Source organism: Streptomyces sp. NPDC052721 (assembly GCF_040678315.1).
Classification (GTDB): Bacteria; Actinomycetota; Actinomycetes; order Streptomycetales; family Streptomycetaceae; genus Streptomyces.
The window spans coordinates 20,741-36,531 of record NZ_JBFATL010000014.1; the positions used below are offsets into that span (position 1 = coordinate 20,741).

Annotated in this window: 14 protein-coding genes; 7 read left to right on the top strand and 7 right to left on the bottom strand. The window is 73.9% G+C overall.

Annotated elements, in window-relative coordinates:
• Window positions 1-23: 23 nt before the first annotated feature.
• The 3 genes from AB0L21_RS15925 to AB0L21_RS15935 are packed head-to-tail and all read left to right on the top strand — an operon-like array spanning window position 24 to window position 2,078.
• On the top strand, window positions 24-521 hold the full coding sequence (locus tag AB0L21_RS15925) for a DUF2771 domain-containing protein (protein ID WP_365708984.1): 498 nt from the start codon (window positions 24-26) through the stop codon (window positions 519-521).
• Window positions 494-1,240: a futalosine hydrolase gene (locus tag AB0L21_RS15930; RefSeq protein ID WP_365784519.1), complete on the top strand. Its 747-nt coding sequence runs from the start codon at window positions 494-496 to the stop codon at window positions 1,238-1,240. The genes AB0L21_RS15925 and AB0L21_RS15930 overlap by 28 nt, the downstream gene beginning before the upstream one ends.
• Entirely contained in the window at window positions 1,230-2,078 is an 849-nt protein-coding gene (locus AB0L21_RS15935) for a 1,4-dihydroxy-6-naphthoate synthase (RefSeq protein WP_365708980.1), read from the top strand. The genes AB0L21_RS15930 and AB0L21_RS15935 overlap by 11 nt, the downstream gene beginning before the upstream one ends.
• Before the next feature lie 26 nt (window positions 2,079-2,104).
• Here the strand turns inward: AB0L21_RS15935 and AB0L21_RS15940 are convergent, their stop codons facing one another.
• A complete protein-coding gene (locus AB0L21_RS15940; protein WP_014673396.1) occupies window positions 2,105-2,488 on the bottom strand; it encodes a cold-shock protein in 384 nt (127 codons plus the stop codon).
• Between the two features lie 165 nt (window positions 2,489-2,653).
• Between AB0L21_RS15940 and AB0L21_RS15945 the strand changes: the two genes are divergently transcribed.
• Window positions 2,654-2,917, top strand: a complete 264-nt coding sequence (locus AB0L21_RS15945) for a hypothetical protein (RefSeq protein WP_030989395.1) — start codon at window positions 2,654-2,656, stop codon at window positions 2,915-2,917.
• Here the strand turns inward: AB0L21_RS15945 and AB0L21_RS15950 are convergent.
• Entirely contained in the window at window positions 2,881-3,525 is a 645-nt protein-coding gene (locus AB0L21_RS15950) for an HAD family hydrolase (protein WP_365708976.1), read from the bottom strand. The genes AB0L21_RS15945 and AB0L21_RS15950 overlap by 37 nt on opposite strands.
• Window positions 3,526-3,649: 124 nt before the next feature.
• Window positions 3,650-4,630, bottom strand: coding sequence for a hypothetical protein (locus tag AB0L21_RS15955; RefSeq protein ID WP_365784521.1), 981 nt, complete (start codon window positions 4,628-4,630; stop codon window positions 3,650-3,652).
• Between the two features lie 98 nt (window positions 4,631-4,728).
• Between AB0L21_RS15955 and AB0L21_RS15960 the strand changes: the two genes are divergently transcribed.
• Window positions 4,729-7,320, top strand: coding sequence for a helicase-associated domain-containing protein (locus tag AB0L21_RS15960; RefSeq protein ID WP_365784523.1), 2,592 nt, complete (start codon window positions 4,729-4,731; stop codon window positions 7,318-7,320).
• 202 nt (window positions 7,321-7,522) lie between these two features.
• Here AB0L21_RS15960 and AB0L21_RS15965 read toward each other — a convergent pair whose 3' ends face one another.
• Entirely contained in the window at window positions 7,523-8,062 is a 540-nt protein-coding gene (locus AB0L21_RS15965) for a hypothetical protein (RefSeq protein WP_365784525.1), read from the bottom strand.
• A 177-nt stretch (window positions 8,063-8,239) separates the two neighbouring features.
• On the opposite strand from AB0L21_RS15965, the gene AB0L21_RS15970 reads away from it, so the two are divergent.
• Window positions 8,240-9,883, top strand: coding sequence for a DNA repair helicase XPB (locus AB0L21_RS15970; RefSeq protein ID WP_365711098.1), 1,644 nt, complete (start codon window positions 8,240-8,242; stop codon window positions 9,881-9,883).
• Between the two features lie 4 nt (window positions 9,884-9,887).
• Here the strand turns inward: AB0L21_RS15970 and AB0L21_RS15975 are convergent, their stop codons facing one another.
• Complete coding sequence (locus AB0L21_RS15975) at window positions 9,888-11,906, bottom strand: NAD(P)/FAD-dependent oxidoreductase (protein ID WP_365784527.1); 2,019 nt, start codon at window positions 11,904-11,906, stop codon at window positions 9,888-9,890.
• Between the two features lie 232 nt (window positions 11,907-12,138).
• Here AB0L21_RS15975 and AB0L21_RS15980 point away from each other — a divergent pair, with 232 nt between their 5' ends.
• Window positions 12,139-14,163: an NAD-binding lipoprotein gene (locus tag AB0L21_RS15980; RefSeq protein ID WP_365784529.1), complete on the top strand. Its 2,025-nt coding sequence runs from the start codon at window positions 12,139-12,141 to the stop codon at window positions 14,161-14,163.
• A 24-nt stretch (window positions 14,164-14,187) separates the two neighbouring features.
• Here the strand turns inward: AB0L21_RS15980 and AB0L21_RS15985 are convergent, their stop codons facing one another.
• Window positions 14,188-15,318 (bottom strand): glycosyltransferase 87 family protein, encoded by a 1,131-nt coding sequence (locus AB0L21_RS15985; protein WP_365784643.1) that lies wholly within the window; start codon window positions 15,316-15,318, stop codon window positions 14,188-14,190.
• A gap of 33 nt (window positions 15,319-15,351) precedes the next feature.
• Entirely contained in the window at window positions 15,352-15,534 is a 183-nt protein-coding gene (locus tag AB0L21_RS15990; protein WP_365784531.1) for a hypothetical protein, read from the bottom strand.
• Window positions 15,535-15,791: the final 257 nt, after the last annotated feature.

Here is a 15,791-nt window from a genome sequence, read left to right on the forward strand (position 1 = left end):
GGGGCGCCCGATAGCCTTCGGCCATGACCACGCTGCCCCGCGGCGAAGCCGCTGATGTACACCGCGTTGCGCGACGCCGCCGCGTCGTCGCCGCCGCCGGCGCCGTTTCCGCCGGACTGCTCGTCCTGTCGGCCTGTGACAAGCCGACCCCCGTCGCGACGCTCACCGTCGGCGGGGACTCGGTCAACTCCGAGGCCGTCTGCTACAACGACGGCAAGGCGCTGGACGAGAAGTCGCTGAAGGAGTGCGTCAAGAACGCCGACGACGTCAAGTCCATCAAGGTCGGTCAGGACCAGACCGTCCGTATCGGCGTCGACCCGAAGATCGCGGACGCGGGCTGGATCGTGCTGGTCAACGGCCGCCAGTTCAGCGACTCCAGCAAGGAGACGTACCGCACGATCCCGAGCAGCGCGTTCTTCAACGTCCAGTACGGCACCCAGGGCAACACCAACACCCTGTCGATCCGGATGGGCGAGAACACGAACAAGGGCATGTGGTCCTTCAAGCTGAAGAAGGCCTGATCACGACGTCTCTTCCGGTCCTCGTCGCCACCGCGGTCCCCGTCGAGCGGGACGCGGTGGCCCGGGGGCTGCCCGCGCCGGCCGGGGAGGTACGGCTGCCGGGCGCGTCCCTGGTCCGTACGGCCACGGGCTGGGACCTGCTCGCCGCCGGCGTCGGCCCGGCGCTCGCCGCCGCCACGACCGCCGGCGCCCTCACCGCCGCCGCGCTGGCCGGCCGCCCCTACGGTCTGGTCGTCTCGGCCGGGATCGGCGGTGGCTTCGCGCCCGGGGCGCCCGTCGGCTCGCTCGTCGTCGCCGACGCGATCACCGTCGCCGACCTGGGGGCCGAGACCGCCGACGGATTTCTCCCGGTCACCGAACTCGGATTCGGGACCGTCACCCACCGTCCGCCGCGATCACTCGTACGAGCCGTGTCCGAGGCCACCGGTGCCCGGACCGGCACGGTCCTGACCGTCTCCACGGTGACCGGCACGGCCGCCCGCGCCGCCGCCCTGCGCGACCGGCACCCCGGCGCGCTCGCCGAGGGCATGGAGGGGTTCGGGGTGGCGGAGGCCGCCGCCGCGCACGGCGTGCCCGTGCTGGAGATCCGCGCGGTCTCCAACCCGGTGGGTCCCCGCGACCGCGCCGCCTGGCGCATCGGTGACGCCCTCGCCGCCCTCACCGAGGGCTTCGGGAAACTCGCGCCCGCATTGGAGAGTTGGAACGCACATGACCGGTGAACCGCTGCAGATCGCGTACTCCCCCTGCCCGAACGACACGTTCGTCTTCGACGCCCTCGCCCACGGCCGCGTCCCCGGCGCCCCCGCGCTGGACGTGACCTTCGCCGACATCGACATCACCAACGGCATGGCCGAGCGCGGCGAGTTCGACGTGCTGAAGGTGTCGTACGCCGTCCTGCCGTACGTCCTCGACACGTATGCGCTGCTGCCGTGCGGCGGTGCGCTGGGGCGGGGCTGCGGCCCGCTGGTGCTCACCCGGGACGCCGACGCCGACCTGACGGGCCGTACGGTGGCCGTGCCGAGCGAGAAGTCGACCGCGTACCTGCTGTTCCGGCTGTGGGCCGCCGACATCCTGCCGGGCGGGGTCGGCGAGATCGTCGTCATGCCGTTCCACGAGATCATGCCGGCCGTGCGGGACGGCAAGGTGGACGCGGGCCTGGTCATCCACGAGGCCCGGTTCACGTACCAGAACTACGGGCTGCACAAGCTCGCCGACATGGGCGAGCACTGGGAGCACACCACCGGGCTGCCGATCCCGCTGGGCGCGATCATCGCCAAGCGGTCGCTGGGCGCCGAGCGGCTCGGCCGGCTCGCCGACTCCGTCCGCGCCTCCGTACGGGCCGCCTGGGACGACCCGGAGGCCTCCCGGCCGTACGTCATGGAACACGCCCAGGAGATGGACCCGGCCGTCGCCGACCAGCACATCGGGCTGTACGTCAACGAGTTCACCGCGGACCTCGGCGAGGACGGCTACGCGGCGATCCGGGGACTGCTCACGCGCGCGGCGGCCGAGGGGCTGGTGCCGCCCCTCGGCCCGGACGCGCTCGCTTTCCCGTAAAGGGGGGCAGGGCCTCCGGATACGGCTCAGACGTCCAGCTGATCGGCGACCGCGCGGAGCAGACCGGCGATCTTCTTGCCGGAGGCCTTGTCCGGGTAACGGCCCTTCTCCAGCATCGGCGTGATGTTCTCGAGAAGGGTCGTCAAATCCTGCACGATCGACGCCAGCTCGTCCGGCTTCTTGCGCTGGGCGGCGGCGACGGACGGCGTCGGGTCGAGCACGATCACCGACAGCGCCTGGTCACCGCGCTGACCGGCGACGACACCGAACTCCACGCGCTGTCCCGGCTTGAGCGCATCGACTCCGGCGGGGAGAACCGAGGAATGGACGAAGACGTCACCGCCGTCGTCGCGGGAGAGAAAGCCGAAGCCCTTCTCGCTGTTGAACCACTTGACCTTGCCGGTAGGCACGTCTGTCCTCGTCCTCGTACTCGTCGGGAAAACTACTTCGGAAACGGCTCTTGATAGCACTAGAGCGGGTCGACCATGACCCGCCGGTACCAAGGCTAATGGTCTTGGGGCGGGTGACAAGACGTCCCCCGGTTGTTCTCTCGCGCAGGGAACTACCCTGGTCCGGTGCGTGACAAAACCCAAACGAATTCCGCCGCGCCCGGTGACCGACTGATCCGCGCCGGTGCCGTCGTCTTCTTCCTCGGGGCCGTGGCCACCCTCGTCACGGTGGCCCCGCTGTTCCTCGGGGCGAAGCCTTTTCCGACGTACATGTTCGGTCTGAGCATGCTCATGGCCGTCGGATTCCTCGTGGCCGGCGCGGGTGTCCTGCGCTCCGTCGCCGCCGGACGGCGTCAGGCGAGGGGCGCGGCGCCGGGCGCCTCTCGGTAGCCGGTGAGCCACGCGGGGAACGCGGACAGGTCCGTCAGGACGACGTCCGCGCCAGCCGCGTGCAACTCGCCGGCCGGGCACGGGCCGGTCGCCACGGCGACCGAGAACGCACCCGCCGCACGGGCACCGCGCACGTCCCCGACGTGATCGCCGACGTACACGCCCGCGCCGTACTCGCGCAGTGCCGCCGCCTTCTGCTCGGCCCACAGGTCGCCGACGACCACGTCCGGCTCGATGCCGAGGTGGGCCAGGTGCAGCTTGGCGTTCGGCTCGTACTTCGCCGTCACCACCATCGTCCGTCCGCCGGCCGCCCGCACCGCGTCGATCGCCTCCCGGGCGCCGTCCATGGCGGGCGTCGCGGCGATGGCTATGGAGGGGTACATCTCCCGGTACAGGTCGGCCACCGCCGGCACCTCGTCGGCCGGGAACCAGTGGATCAGCTCCTCCGCGAGCGGCGGCCCGAGCCGGGTCACCGCCAGATCGGCGTCGATGAACGTCCCCGTCCGCTCCGCCAGGGCCAGGTAGCAGGCACGGATGCCCGGCCGGGAGTCGATGAGGGTCATGTCGAGGTCGAAGCCGACGGTCAGCGAGGAGGCCATGCGGGCCATTGTGCCGGGTGCCTGCGGCGGCCGGGCCGGGTGGGGCTGCGCCGTGGGGGTGCCCGTTACCGGCCGCGTCAGCCGCAGCTTGGTCAAGGGGCGCGGGGAACTGCGCAACCGCGCCGTGCCAGCGCTAGCGCTTGCGCTGGGAGCGCCAGAGGAGGAACAGGGCCGAGGCGACCGCTGCTCCCCTGACCACCCACGGCCAGGTGTCGCCCACCGCGTCGTTCATGTGGCCCTGGGCGATCGGGTCGCCCCAGCGGCCCTCGGCGCGCCCCCACAGCCACACCAGCCCCGCCGCGAGCGCCGCGCCCGGCAGCACCATCACCGCCCACCTGGTCTCCGCGGGCGTCAGCCGCCGGGAGCCGTAGGCGATGGCCCAGCCGAGGAGCAGCGCGAACCAGTTGCCGAGTACGGCACCGGCGACGAGCGCGGCGGCGGCCAGCAGCAGGAGGGGGTTGGACCAGCCGGCGGAAGGGACGGGGAGGAGCCGGCGGGGCTTGGCGGGCGCTGCTTCCGGCGCGGCCTCGGCGGGCTCCACCACAGGATCGGCCTTCTCGGCGGAAGGCGCCCGCGGTGGCCGTTTGAGCAGTTCCGGGATCTCCACGCCGCCGACGAACCCCGGTACCGGGTCGGCGTCGCTCACAGGAGTGCCGACGCGCCACCAGTCGGGCGGTGCCGTGGCGTCCCCCAGTTCGTGCGCGGGCGCGAGATGCGGCGGGGCGGGCGTGTCGCGCGTGGCGGGCGGCTGGGGCTCGGCGGGGCGCGGGCGCGGCACGACCCGGCGCAGACCCTTCGGCCGCTCCCGCTGCGCCGGCTCCGGTGCCCGCTCCCGGGAGGAGGGCTGCGCCGGTACCGCGGTCGGCGGCGCCTGCGGGAGGCCGCCGGTGCCGCCCGCCGCCGCGACCACCTCGTCCGGGCTGCCCAGGCGCTCCAGGATGCGGCGGACGGCGGCGGGCGAGTCCACCGTCGTCTGCGCCCGGAACCGGTCGATCTCGTTCCGCAGCTCCGACACGAGCCGCATCCGCGTCGCCGACGGCAGCTGGCGCTGCTGGGCGATGTCTCCGACGCGGCTCAGATACTCGTAGACGACCTGGTCGCTCTCGATGCCCACGGAACCCCTCCGGGGTGACGCCGACTGATACCCCGTGAGGACCGTACCGCTTCTCGCGGCATGCCCTCGGCATGGGGAAGTCCGCTACCGTTGGCCGGATGAGCCCCGAGGCCCACTCAGCCCCTCGGTCCCTCGCGGAGGCGCTCCGCGCGCGGGACGACGCCTCCCTGGCCGCGCTGCTGCGCAGCCGCCCGGACCTCATCACCCCCGTCCCCACCGACCTCACCCAGCTCGCCACCCGCGCCGGCACCCGCGCCTCGGTGCTGCGCGCTCTGGAGCGGCTGGACCGGTTCGCGCTGCAGACGGCGGAGGCGCTGGCCGTGGCCCCGGACCCGGCGTCCTACGACACACTGCTCTCTCTGATGGCCGGGGACGCCGGCGACGAGACGGTCGCCCGCGAGCTGCCCCGGGCCGTCGCCACCCTGCGCGAGCAAGCGCTGGTGTGGGGCGACGACGACCGGCTGCGGCTGGTGCGGACAGCCCGCGAGCTGCTCGCGCCGTCCCCGCAGCACCCGTCCCCGACCGGACTGGGGCCGACCGTGCAGGAGGCCACCTCGGGCATGTCGCCGGGGCGGATCCAGGAGATCGTGACGACGGCCGGGCTGCCGTCGACCCACGACTCGGTGTCCGCCGTGGCCGCGCTGACCGGGCTGTTCACCCACCGCACGAAGATGGCGAAGCTGCTCACCGGGGCCCCGGAGGCGGCCCGCGAGGTGCTGTCCCGGCTGGTGTGGGGGCCGCCGTACGGGCAGGTCACCGCCGATCCGGCGGCGCATCTGCGCTGGCTGCTGGACCGCGGTCTGCTGCTGCCGACCGCGCCGGGCACGGTCGTGCTGCCCCGCGAGGTCGCCCTGCATCTGCGCGAGGGCCGCGCCCACCGTGCGACCGAGCCGCTGCCGCCCGCCGTGGCGCCGGCCGCGACCCACAGCCCGCAGGTGGTGGACGCGACGGCGGCCGGGCAGGCGTACACCGCGCTGGCCACCGTGGAGGAGTTGCTGAAGGACTGGGACGAGGGCGGCCCGGCGGTGCTGCGGGCGGGCGGGCTGAGCGTCCGTGACCTGAAGCGGACCGCCGTGGCACTGGACGTGTCGGAGCCGGTCGCCGCCTTCTGGGTCGAGCTGGCCTACGCGGCCGGCCTGATCGCCTCCGACGGCGAGGCCGACGAGCGGTACGCGGCCACCCCGGCCTACGACGAGTGGCTGGAGCTGCCTCCGGCCGAGCGCTGGGCCCGGCTCGCCCAGGCCTGGCTGACGGCCACCCGTACGCCGGGGCTGGTCGGCGGGCGGGACGCGAAGGACCGGACCCTGTCGGCGCTCGGTCCGGGCCTCGACCGCTCCGCCGCGCCCGAGGTACGGCACCGGGTGCTGTCCCTGCTGGCCGCGCTGCCGCAGGGAGCGGCGCCGGACGCGGAGTCGGTGCTGGCCCGGCTGCGCTGGGAGCGGCCCCTGCGGGGTGCTCGGCGCGACGGTGCCCGCGACGACGACCTGCGCTCCCGGCTCGCTCGCTGGACCCTGTCGGAGGCGGAACTGCTGGGGGTGACGGGCCGGGGCGCGCTGTCGTCCCCCGGGCGCGCGCTGCTGGGGGCGCCGGCTGCCGCCGGGGCCGGGTCCGCGAGGTCCGGCGCCGCCACCGGCGCCCCGGCGACCCCCGCCGCCGGCTCCCCCGCGCCCACCGGCCCCGGTGACAAGCTTCCGGTGCACCACCACCGGGCCCCCGAGCGGCCCGTGCCCCTCTCCCCCGCCGAGCAGGGCGTCGCGGCCGCCGCCGCTGCCCGGCTGCTCGCCCCGCTGCTGCCCGAGCCGCTGGACCACGTGCTGCTCCAGGCCGACCTGACGGCGGTGGCGCCCGGTCCGCTGCGGCGCCCGCTCGCGGACATGCTGGGGGTGCTCGCGGACGTGGAATCCAAGGGCGGCGCGACCGTGTACCGGTTCACACCGGCGTCCGTCCGCCGTGCCCTGGACGCCGGCCGGACCGCCGCCGACCTGCACGCCTTTCTCACCGAGCACTCCCGCACCCCGGTCCCGCAGCCGCTCGCCTATCTGATCGACGACGTGGCCCGCAGGCACGGCCACCTGCGGGTCGGCGCGGCCTCGGCGTACGTCCGCTGCGACGACGACACCCTGCTGAACGAGATCCTCGCCGACAAGCGCGCCGCCGCGCTGGGCCTGCGTCGCCTCGCGCCGACCGTGCTGGCCGCCCCGACCGACCCGGCGACGCTGCTGGAGGGCCTGCGCGCGATGGGGTACGCGCCCGCCGCCGAGTCCGCCGAGGGCGATGTGCTGATCACCCGCGCGCACGCCCACCGCACCCCGCCGCGCACCGCGCCCGAGCCGGTGCCGGACGGGCCGCCGCCGCCCGACGCCACGCTGCTCGCGGCGGCGATCCGCGCGATCCGGGCCGGTGATCTGGCCGCCACCACCCCGCGCAAGCCCGTCGGCGAGCCCCTGGCGGGCGGCGAGCTGCCCCGCACCTCCTCCGCCGAGACCCTGGCCACCATGCAGGCCGCCGTCCTGACCGGCGACTCGGTGTGGATCGGCTACGTCAACGCCGAGGGCGCCGCCAGCCAGCGGGTCATCGCGCCGATCCGGGTCGAGGGCGGCTTCGTGACGGCGTACGACCACACAGCGGACGAGGTGCGGACGTTCCCGCTGCACCGCGTCACCGGCGTCGCCGAGCTGGCGGACGACTGAGGTCGTTCCTAGGGCCAGACAGGCCCGAGGTCCTGTCGTCAAACTCCCGTCGTCCGCCCGGAGGGCGGGCCGCGCGGCGTCAGGTGCGTGCTCTCGGCGTGCCGGGCCCCGGCCCTCGTACTGGATGTACTTGGGTCGGGGCCCGGTGCGGCGAGAGTGCGTGCATGGCGTCGCGCGGCAGACGGGAGTTTGACGACAGGGCCTAGCAGTCTCCGACCGGCGTGTCCGCGGGCAGGCCGAAGTGGGCGCGGGCGGCTCTCTCCAGGGCGTCGGACGGCATCGTGTCGTCCAGGGCGGCGCGGGCGAAGAGACCGAAGTGGGCCTCGGTCCAGTCCTCGTTCCCTGCGCCGTCCGGCGGTGCCTCGCGCGAGACCACCCGGTAACCGCCGTGCGGGTCCCGCACCAGCCGCACCACCTGTGGGCCCCGTCCGCCGCCGCACTCCACCAGGCCGCCGTCGCGCATCCCGTACTCCAGGCACAGCGTGTCGACGCCCGCGCGCACCTCGCCGCCGTGCTCCGCCACGTCGAGCGCCTCGGCCCGGCAGAACCAGCGCGTGTGCAGCCCGGGGACGTCCTCGCCGTAGCCGGTGCCGTGGCTCTCCGCTGCGAGCCGGGCCTCGATGACCGGCCGTATCTCGTCCCACAGCCGCGTGTCGACGGTTCCCGGCCGCATCGCCCAGGTGCCGGTGGCCACCAGTACCACCACGGCTCCGGTGCCGACGGCCCATCTGCGTGCCGACATCCCTGAACTCCTCACCCGGCCGCGCGCCCGCGCCGCCTTGTCGTGTGTCAGGACTCGCGGCGGGGCGAGGGGGTTGCGCCCGGGGTCCGGTGCCGCCGCCGATCTTGCGGCCATGGAGCCCCCCGGCCGTATGAGGCACACTGGACGTTTGGCCGTCATGGAAAGGGTGTGCCGCGCGTGAATGGTCCGCTGATCGTCCAGTCCGACAAGACCCTGCTCCTGGAAGTCGACCACGAGCGGGCCGACGACTGCCGGCGGGCCATCGCGCCCTTCGCCGAGCTGGAGCGGGCACCCGAGCACATCCACACCTACCGGGTCACCCCGCTCGGCCTGTGGAACGCGCGCGCCGCCGGGCACGACGCCGAGCAGGTCGTGGACGCCCTGGTGCAGTACAGCCGCTACCCCGTGCCGCACGCGCTGCTCGTGGACATCGCCGAGACGATGGACCGCTACGGCCGCCTCACCCTGTCCAAGCACCCCGCGCACGGGCTGGTCCTGACCACCACCGACCGGCCGGTGCTGGAGGAGGTGCTGAAGTCCAAGCGGGTCGCCCCGCTGGTCGGCGCCCGGATCGACCCGGACACCGTGGCCGTGCACCCCTCCGAGCGCGGGCAGATCAAGCAGACGCTGCTGAAGCTGGGCTGGCCGGCCGAGGACCTCGCCGGGTACGTCGACGGTGAGGCGCACCCGATCGAGCTGCTGGAGGACGGCTGGGCGCTCAGGCCGTACCAGAAGCAGGCCGTGGAGAACTTCTGGCACGGCGGCAGCGGGGTCGTCGTGCTGCCCTGCGGCGCCGGGAAGACGCTGGTCGGGGCCGGGTCCATGGCCCAGGCGAAGTCGACCACGCTGATCCTCGTCACCAACACCGTCTCCGCCCGGCAGTGGAAGCACGAGTTGGTGAAGCGGACCTCGCTGACCGAGGACGAGATCGGCGAGTACAGCGGCACGAAGAAGGAGATCCGGCCGGTCACCATCGCGACCTACCAGGTGCTGACGACCAAGCGGAAGGGCGTCTACCCGCACCTGGAGCTGTTCGACTCCCGGGACTGGGGCCTGATCGTCTACGACGAGGTGCATCTGCTGCCCGCGCCCGTGTTCAAGTTCACCGCCGACCTCCAGGCGCGACGGCGGCTCGGGCTCACGGCCACCCTCGTGCGCGAGGACGGCCGCGAGTCGGACGTGTTCTCCCTCATCGGGCCCAAGCGGTTCGACGCGCCCTGGAAGGAGATCGAGGCGCAGGGCTACATCGCGCCCGCCGACTGCGTCGAGGTCCGGGTCAACCTGACCGACTCCGAGCGGCTGGCGTACGCGACGGCCGAGACGGAGGAGAAGTACCGCTTCTGCGCCACGACGGAGACCAAGCGGAAGGTCACCGAGGCGATCGTCCGCCGGTTCGCCGGGCAGCAGATCCTGGTCATCGGGCAGTACATCGACCAGCTGGACGAGCTGGGCGAGCATCTGAACGCCCCGGTGATCAAGGGCGAGACCTCCAACGCGCAGCGCGAGAAGCTCTTCGACGCGTTCCGCGAGGGCGAGATCAGCGTGCTGGTGGTGTCGAAGGTCGCCAACTTCTCCATCGACCTGCCCGAGGCCACGGTCGCCGTCCAGGTGTCCGGCACCTTCGGCTCCCGGCAGGAGGAGGCCCAGCGGCTCGGCCGGGTGCTGCGCCCCAAGGCCGACGGCCACCAGGCCCACTTCTACTCGGTCGTCGCCCGCGACACCATCGACCAGGACTTCGCCGCCCACCGGCAGCGTTTCCTGGCCGAGCAGGGGTACGCCTACCGGATCGTGGACGCGGACGAGATCCTGGCCGAGAGCTAGCTCTTCACGCCGTGTGGACCTCCAGGGCGGCGCGCACGGCGGATTCCAGCGCCCCCTCGATCCACGCCGGTTTGACGGAGGTGTGGTCGCCCGCGAAGTGCAGGGGTCCCTCCGGGGCCGGGATGGACGGGAGCAGTTCCGTGTGCTGGCCGGGCAGGAGGACGGAGGCCTCGCCGTAGGCGTAGGGGTCGCGCAGCCAGCTCTGGGTGCGGCCCGCGCCGGTGTAGAAGACCTCGATCCGCTGGCCGTAGACCTCTTGCAGGCCGCACAGGGCGTACGGATAGCGGGCGTCGTCGTCGAGGGAGTCCCAGCGCAGGGCGTCGTCCGCCCAGCTGTAGGAGGCCAGGACCACCCCGCCCTCGCTGCCGGGGACCGGGTGGGACGGGTGGTACATGAACCGGTTGGCGTTGTCCGACACCGAGCCGCCGCCGATGACGCCGGCCGCTTCCGGCTGGTCGCGGGCGACGGCACGGTGGGCGGCGTAGTGCACGCGCTGGCCGGGGGTGATGTGTCCGCGCGGGACGGAGGGGTGCGCGCCGAGCAGGCGGCCGTCGCCGGGGGTGCGGCCGGTGCGGTAGGCGTCGTGGAGACCGGGTTCGATGCGGTTCAGTTCCCGCTTCCAGTCGGCCTCGTCGAACTCCCACCAGCGGCGGCTGAACTCCAGCAGCACCTTGGTCGCGCAGTCGTAGTGCAGTTCGGTGATCGCGCGGCGCTTGGTGTACGACATCGGCGGGCTGATCCGCACGTGCCGCAGGCCGGAGAAGGGCACGGTCACCACGGCCGCGTCCGCGGTGAACTGCTCCCGCTCGACCGGGCCTCCTCGGCCCTCCGAAACGGTGTCCACCCATACGCGGGGTCCCTTGGCGTGGACGTGTGCCGTGTCGCCGCCGGCGCGGTCGGGGTCGTGGTACTCGATCCGCGTGACCCGCCGGTCGAACCGCACGGCGTCGCGGACCTTGGCCAGCAGGGCGTCCGGCAGGACGGCCGTGCCGCCCTCCAGCTCCCAGAACGCCGTGTCCGGGCTGATCAGGGAGGAGCCGATGAAGCTGTGGACGAAGGACAGGGGCAGCCGTGAGGTGAGGTTCTCGACGGTGCCGATGAGGTCGACCGTCCGCTCGTCCAGGCCCGCGTGCTCGGTCAGGAAGCGGAACATCGACCAGTCGCCGAAGCGCTGGATCACCCTGGCCCAGCCCCGCACGCGTTCGGGCAGCGGCTTGTCGATGCGTTTGCCGTCCGGGCCGACCGTGCTGAACTCGTCGCGCACCGGGTCGAGGACCGAGCGCAGGATGGCGGCGGCCGGTGTGTCCCAGTGGGCGCGCGGGACGCCGAAGGAGCGGTTGATCCGCCGGGGTGCGCGGGCGTAGTCGGCGCGCCGCGTGCGGATGCCGTTGACGTGGATCCAGGTGTGGGAGGCGGGACGTCCGTCCGCGTCGACGTCGACGTAGTGGAAGGGCCGCTTCTTCAGGCCCAGTTGGTCGATGAGGTCCATCACCAGCGGGTGGCTGCCGGGCAGCCGCATCGCGCCGGCCTCGGCGTACTGGCGGGGGTCGGCGAAGGGCTGCGCCGCCCGTTCGTGGCCGCCGCGGCGGAAGGTCTTGATGCGTCCGCCCGCCCGGTTGCCGTTGGCCTCCAGGACGGTCACGCGGTGTCCGGCCCGCTTCAGCAGCCAGGCCGTGACGAGGCCGGCCGGGCCCGCCCCGATGACGAGGACGCTCTTGGGCCCGCCCGCCCGGCGTCGTGGGAGACCGTCCCTGAGCACCCGCTGGTAGCCGGGGACGAGGGGCCGGTCGCCGGAGTCCACGACGAGCAGGGCCCGTGCGGCGGCGAGGCAGCGGTCGACGTCCGCGCCACGGGCGCTGGCGGGGGCCGCCGGGGCGGGGGCCCGAGGGGGCGCCGGGGCGGGCAGGGCCGCCGCGCTGCCCGCGCCGAGGACGGTGGCCGCGGCGGTCGTGCCGGCGGCGGTCGTGAGCGTGCGCCTGGTCAGGCCGCCGTTGCCGGCGTCCGCCTGGTGATCTTCGGTCATGGCGAACTTCTACTGGCCCACGGGGCCGGTGCGCCCGGGGTCGCGGCGAATTGCCACGGACGAGGGAAGGCCGCCGTTCAAACCGGTGGGACCGGGGTGCACGGAGGCACGCCGAGGGGGTCCTGCCGCACCCGATTACGGCGAAGGGATGAACCCCGCGCCGTGCCGCGCGGCGCGGGGTGCCGGGTCAGGACACTGCCCCCTACGGGCCTGTGTACGGAGGGGGAACAAGGTGGAACAGCGGCGTCCTGGGCTGGGTGCCCGAGCGCGGTACTGGTTCGACACGACCCTGGCGCGCGGGACCTCGGCCCTGGTCGGCTGGCTGGTGGTGGTCTGCCTGGCCCTCGTCGTCCCCGCGAGCGCGGTGCTGGTGTGGACGGCTCCGCACGCCCCCGCCGGCCTGCCCGGGAAACTGGCGCAGGTCTGGCGTCTGACCGGCGAGACGCTGCGGCTGGGCGGTACCACCGGCACCCCGTTGCGGGTGCTGCTGTCGGTGCTGCTGGCCCTCGTCGCCCTGGTGTACGTCTCGACGCTCGTCGGGCTCATCACGACCGGGCTGACCGAGCGGCTCATCGCCCTGCGGCGCGGACGCTCCACGCTGGTGGAGCACGGCCATGTGGTGGTCCTCGGCTGGTCGGAGCAGGTGTTCACGGTGGTGGGCGAACTGGTCGCGGCGGGCGCCAACCAGCGGGGTTCGGCCGTGGCCGTCCTGGCGGACCGCGACAAGACGGCCATGGAGGAGGCCCTGTACAGCAAGGTGGGTCCCACCGGCCGGACCCGTCTGATCTGCCGCAGCGGTCCGCCGGCCGATCCGGCCGTGCTGGCGCTGACCAGTCCGGCCACGGCCGGCTCGGTGCTCGTGCTGCCGCCCGACGACTCGCGCGGCGACGCGGACGTGGTCAAGACGTTGTTGGCCCTGCGGGCGACGGCATCCGGGGACGGCGCCACCGCGCCCGTCGTGGCCGCGGTCCGCGACGGCAGTTATCTGCTGGCGGCCCGACTGGCCGCGGGAGAGCGCGGCATCGTCGTGGAGAGCGACACGGTCACCGCCCGGCTCATCGCCCAGGCCGCGCGCCGCCCGGGGCTGTCCCTCGTCCACCGTGAGCTCCTCGACTTCGCCGGGCACGAGTTCTACCCGACCTCACACCCGTCGCTGGTCGGCCGGGACTTCGGTGACGTGCTGCTCTCCTACGGCCACGCGAGCGCGGTCGGGCTGATCCGTGCCGGTGTGCCGTGGCTGAACCCTCCGGCGCGCACGGTGATCGGGCCGGACGACCAGATCATCGTCATCACCGCCGACGACGACACCGCCGAACTCGCCGACTGCACGTGGTGCGTCGAGGAGCGGCTCATGGCGGGCCCACGGCCGCGGGACACGCGGCCGGAGCGGGTGCTGGTGCTGGGCTGGAATCGCCGGGCGCCGCTCATCCTGCGGGAATGGGGCCGCAACGCACCACCCGGCTCCGTCGCCGACGTGGTGGCGGACGAGGACGAGACGACCGTGCGGACCGCGTGCGACGCCGGCGGCGCCGACTGGGGGTGTGTGCACCGCAGGGGCGACACCACCCGGCCGGAGACGCTGTACGGCCTGGACATCGCCTCCTACGACAGCGTCGTCGTGCTCGGTCAGGACCCACGGCCCGGCGAGGCCCCGGAGGAGCCGGACAACCGCACGCTCGTCACCCTGCTCGTGCTGCGCCACCTCGAACAGCGGATCGGCCGGGAACTGCCGGTGGTCACCGAACTGACCGACGACGGCAACCGGCCCCTCGCACCGCTCGGCCCGGGAGCCGACGTGATCATCAGCGGCAAGCTCATCGGGCTGCTGATGGCGCAGATCTCCCAGAACCGCCACCTGGCGGCGGTGTTCGACGAGCTGTTCTCGGCCGGCGGCACCCAGATCCATCTGCGGTCGGCCGCCGACTACGTACTGCCCGGCCAGGAGGCGTCCTTCGCCACGGTGGTCGCCGCGGCGCGCGACCGGGGCGAGTGCGCCATCGGGTACCGCAGCCACGCCGGCACCGGCCGCGCCCCCGGCCACGGGCTGCGCGTCAACCCGCCCAAGACCGACCGCCGGCGCTGGACCACCGGTGACGAGGTCGTCGTCATCGCCGGCGCCGGTGACGGCCACGCGAGCGGGAGCGGGAGCGTTCCGCGAAGCCGCGACGCGCGACACGAACGGCACGACGGTGACCGCGACGGCCGCTTCGGAGGGGACGCCCTGGCCGGGGACGGCGCCGATCCGCCGACGAGGTGACGCCGAAACCGGTGGCCGGCCTCGTCACCTGGGACGTGAAGCCGGGGCCGGTACGCAGCGGCTGGTCACGCTGTCGTACGAGAGCAGCAGCCCCAGCGCCAGGAGGGGGTAGGCAGCCGCCAACGGCTGCTGCCACCAGGGCAGTTCCAGGTCGCGGGCGCCCTCGTGGGGCACCAGCCACATCGTGCGGGCGGTGAAGACGAGGGCCACCAGCACGGCGGTACGGGTGCGGCCCTCCGCCAGCAGCACGGCGAGCAGCGGCACGCACCACACCCAGTGGTGGGTCCAGCTGATCGGGCAGACCAGCAGGGCCGTGCAGGCGGTCAGCAGGATGCCGTGGCTCTCCCGGCGGGCCCGGGCGGCCAGCCCCAGGCCCGCCACGGCGACCACCGCCGCCGGGAGCGCCCAGGAGAGGCCCGGCGCGGGGTCGCCCAGCGCCCGGGCGGCCAGCCCGCGCAGGGACTGGTTGTCCACGATCCACGCCTTGCCCACCCGGCCGGTCTCGAACAGCCGCCGGGTCCAGAACTCCACGCTCGCCGCCGGGAGCAGAGCGGCACCGAGCGCGACCGTCCCCGCGAAGGCCGCCCCCGCCGTCGCGGCCTCCCGCACCCGGCCCCGCAGGAGCAGGTACGCCATGAACACGGCCGGGGTGAGCTTGATGCCGGCCGCCATCCCGAGGGCCAGGCCCTTGGCGCGGGCGCCGGCCGGGCGGGTCAGGTCCCACAGGACGAGGCAGGCGAGGGCCAGGTTGATCTGCCCGAACAGGAGCGTCTGGAAGACCGGTTCCAGCCACAGGGCGAGGGCCGTGGCCGTGCAGAGCAGGGACGGGGTGAGGGGCCGGGACGCCAGGCGGGCGGAGAGGGCGACCAGGGTGGCGAGCAGGAGCGCGTTGCCGGCGAGGAAGAGCGCCTTCAGGGCCGGGACCGGGAGCCAGACGGCGGGGACGAACAGGATCGACGCGAAGGGCGGATAGGTCGCCGGGAGGTGCCACTCGGTGACCGTGAAGCCGTACAGGTCGGTGCCGTGGGCCACGGCCGCGCCCTCGGCCCGGTAGACGAGGAGATCGGCCATGGGTGCGCCGCGCAGGACGCACAGGGTGACGAAGGCGGCGAGGGAGAGGGCGAGGAGGAGCAGGGCAGGGCAGGAGGGCGTCAACGTCCGTTTCCGCACGGACGCGACCCTATGCCGTCACTTGCGGCGTATGCCCGCTTCCTCGCCGTACTCGCCGAGGATGACGACGCTGAAGGCCGCCTCCAGGAACACCTTCACGGCGCGCAGGGCGTTGCCCAGCAGGTGGCGGTGGAGGCCGTCGACGGCCGTGGCGCCGGACGGGGGCCGGACGGGGGTCGGTGAGATGCTTGCTGCGCTCATGTCTCCATGGTGGAACTCCGGGCCCCTCCTCCGCATCGGTCTGCGGGTCCGATTCCGCACAGCCCCGCGTAGACCTCCGGGTGGACGCCGCCCCTGACCCTGAGTCCCCTCGTCCCCTAGGGGACGGGCCCGCGGGAGACACGCGGGCGGCGAGGCCCGGCGAGCGCCGGATCGGAAATTCATTGGCCCCCGCCCCGCCCCCTCCCCTAAAATCCCCGCTCTTGCCCGCCTCCCTCACGGAGTGCCGTCGCCCGGCC

Bases quoted from the DNA above. Each gene is read 5' to 3' on its own strand.
- AB0L21_RS15990 (WP_365784531.1), bottom strand. From the start codon at position 15,534: ATGAGCGCAGCAAGCATCTCACCGACCCCCGTCCGGCCCCCGTCCGGC.
- AB0L21_RS15965 (WP_365784525.1), bottom strand. From the start codon at position 8,062: ATGTCGGCACGCAGATGGGCCGTCGGCACCGGAGCCGTGGTGGTACTG.
- AB0L21_RS15925 (WP_365708984.1), top strand. From the start codon at position 24: ATGACCACGCTGCCCCGCGGCGAAGCCGCTGATGTACACCGCGTTGCG.
- AB0L21_RS15975 (WP_365784527.1), bottom strand. From the start codon at position 11,906: ATGACCGAAGATCACCAGGCGGACGCCGGCAACGGCGGCCTGACCAGG.
- AB0L21_RS15960 (WP_365784523.1), top strand. From the start codon at position 4,729: ATGAGCCCCGAGGCCCACTCAGCCCCTCGGTCCCTCGCGGAGGCGCTC.
- AB0L21_RS15935 (WP_365708980.1), top strand. From the start codon at position 1,230: ATGACCGGTGAACCGCTGCAGATCGCGTACTCCCCCTGCCCGAACGAC.
- AB0L21_RS15950 (WP_365708976.1), bottom strand. From the start codon at position 3,525: ATGGCCCGCATGGCCTCCTCGCTGACCGTCGGCTTCGACCTCGACATG.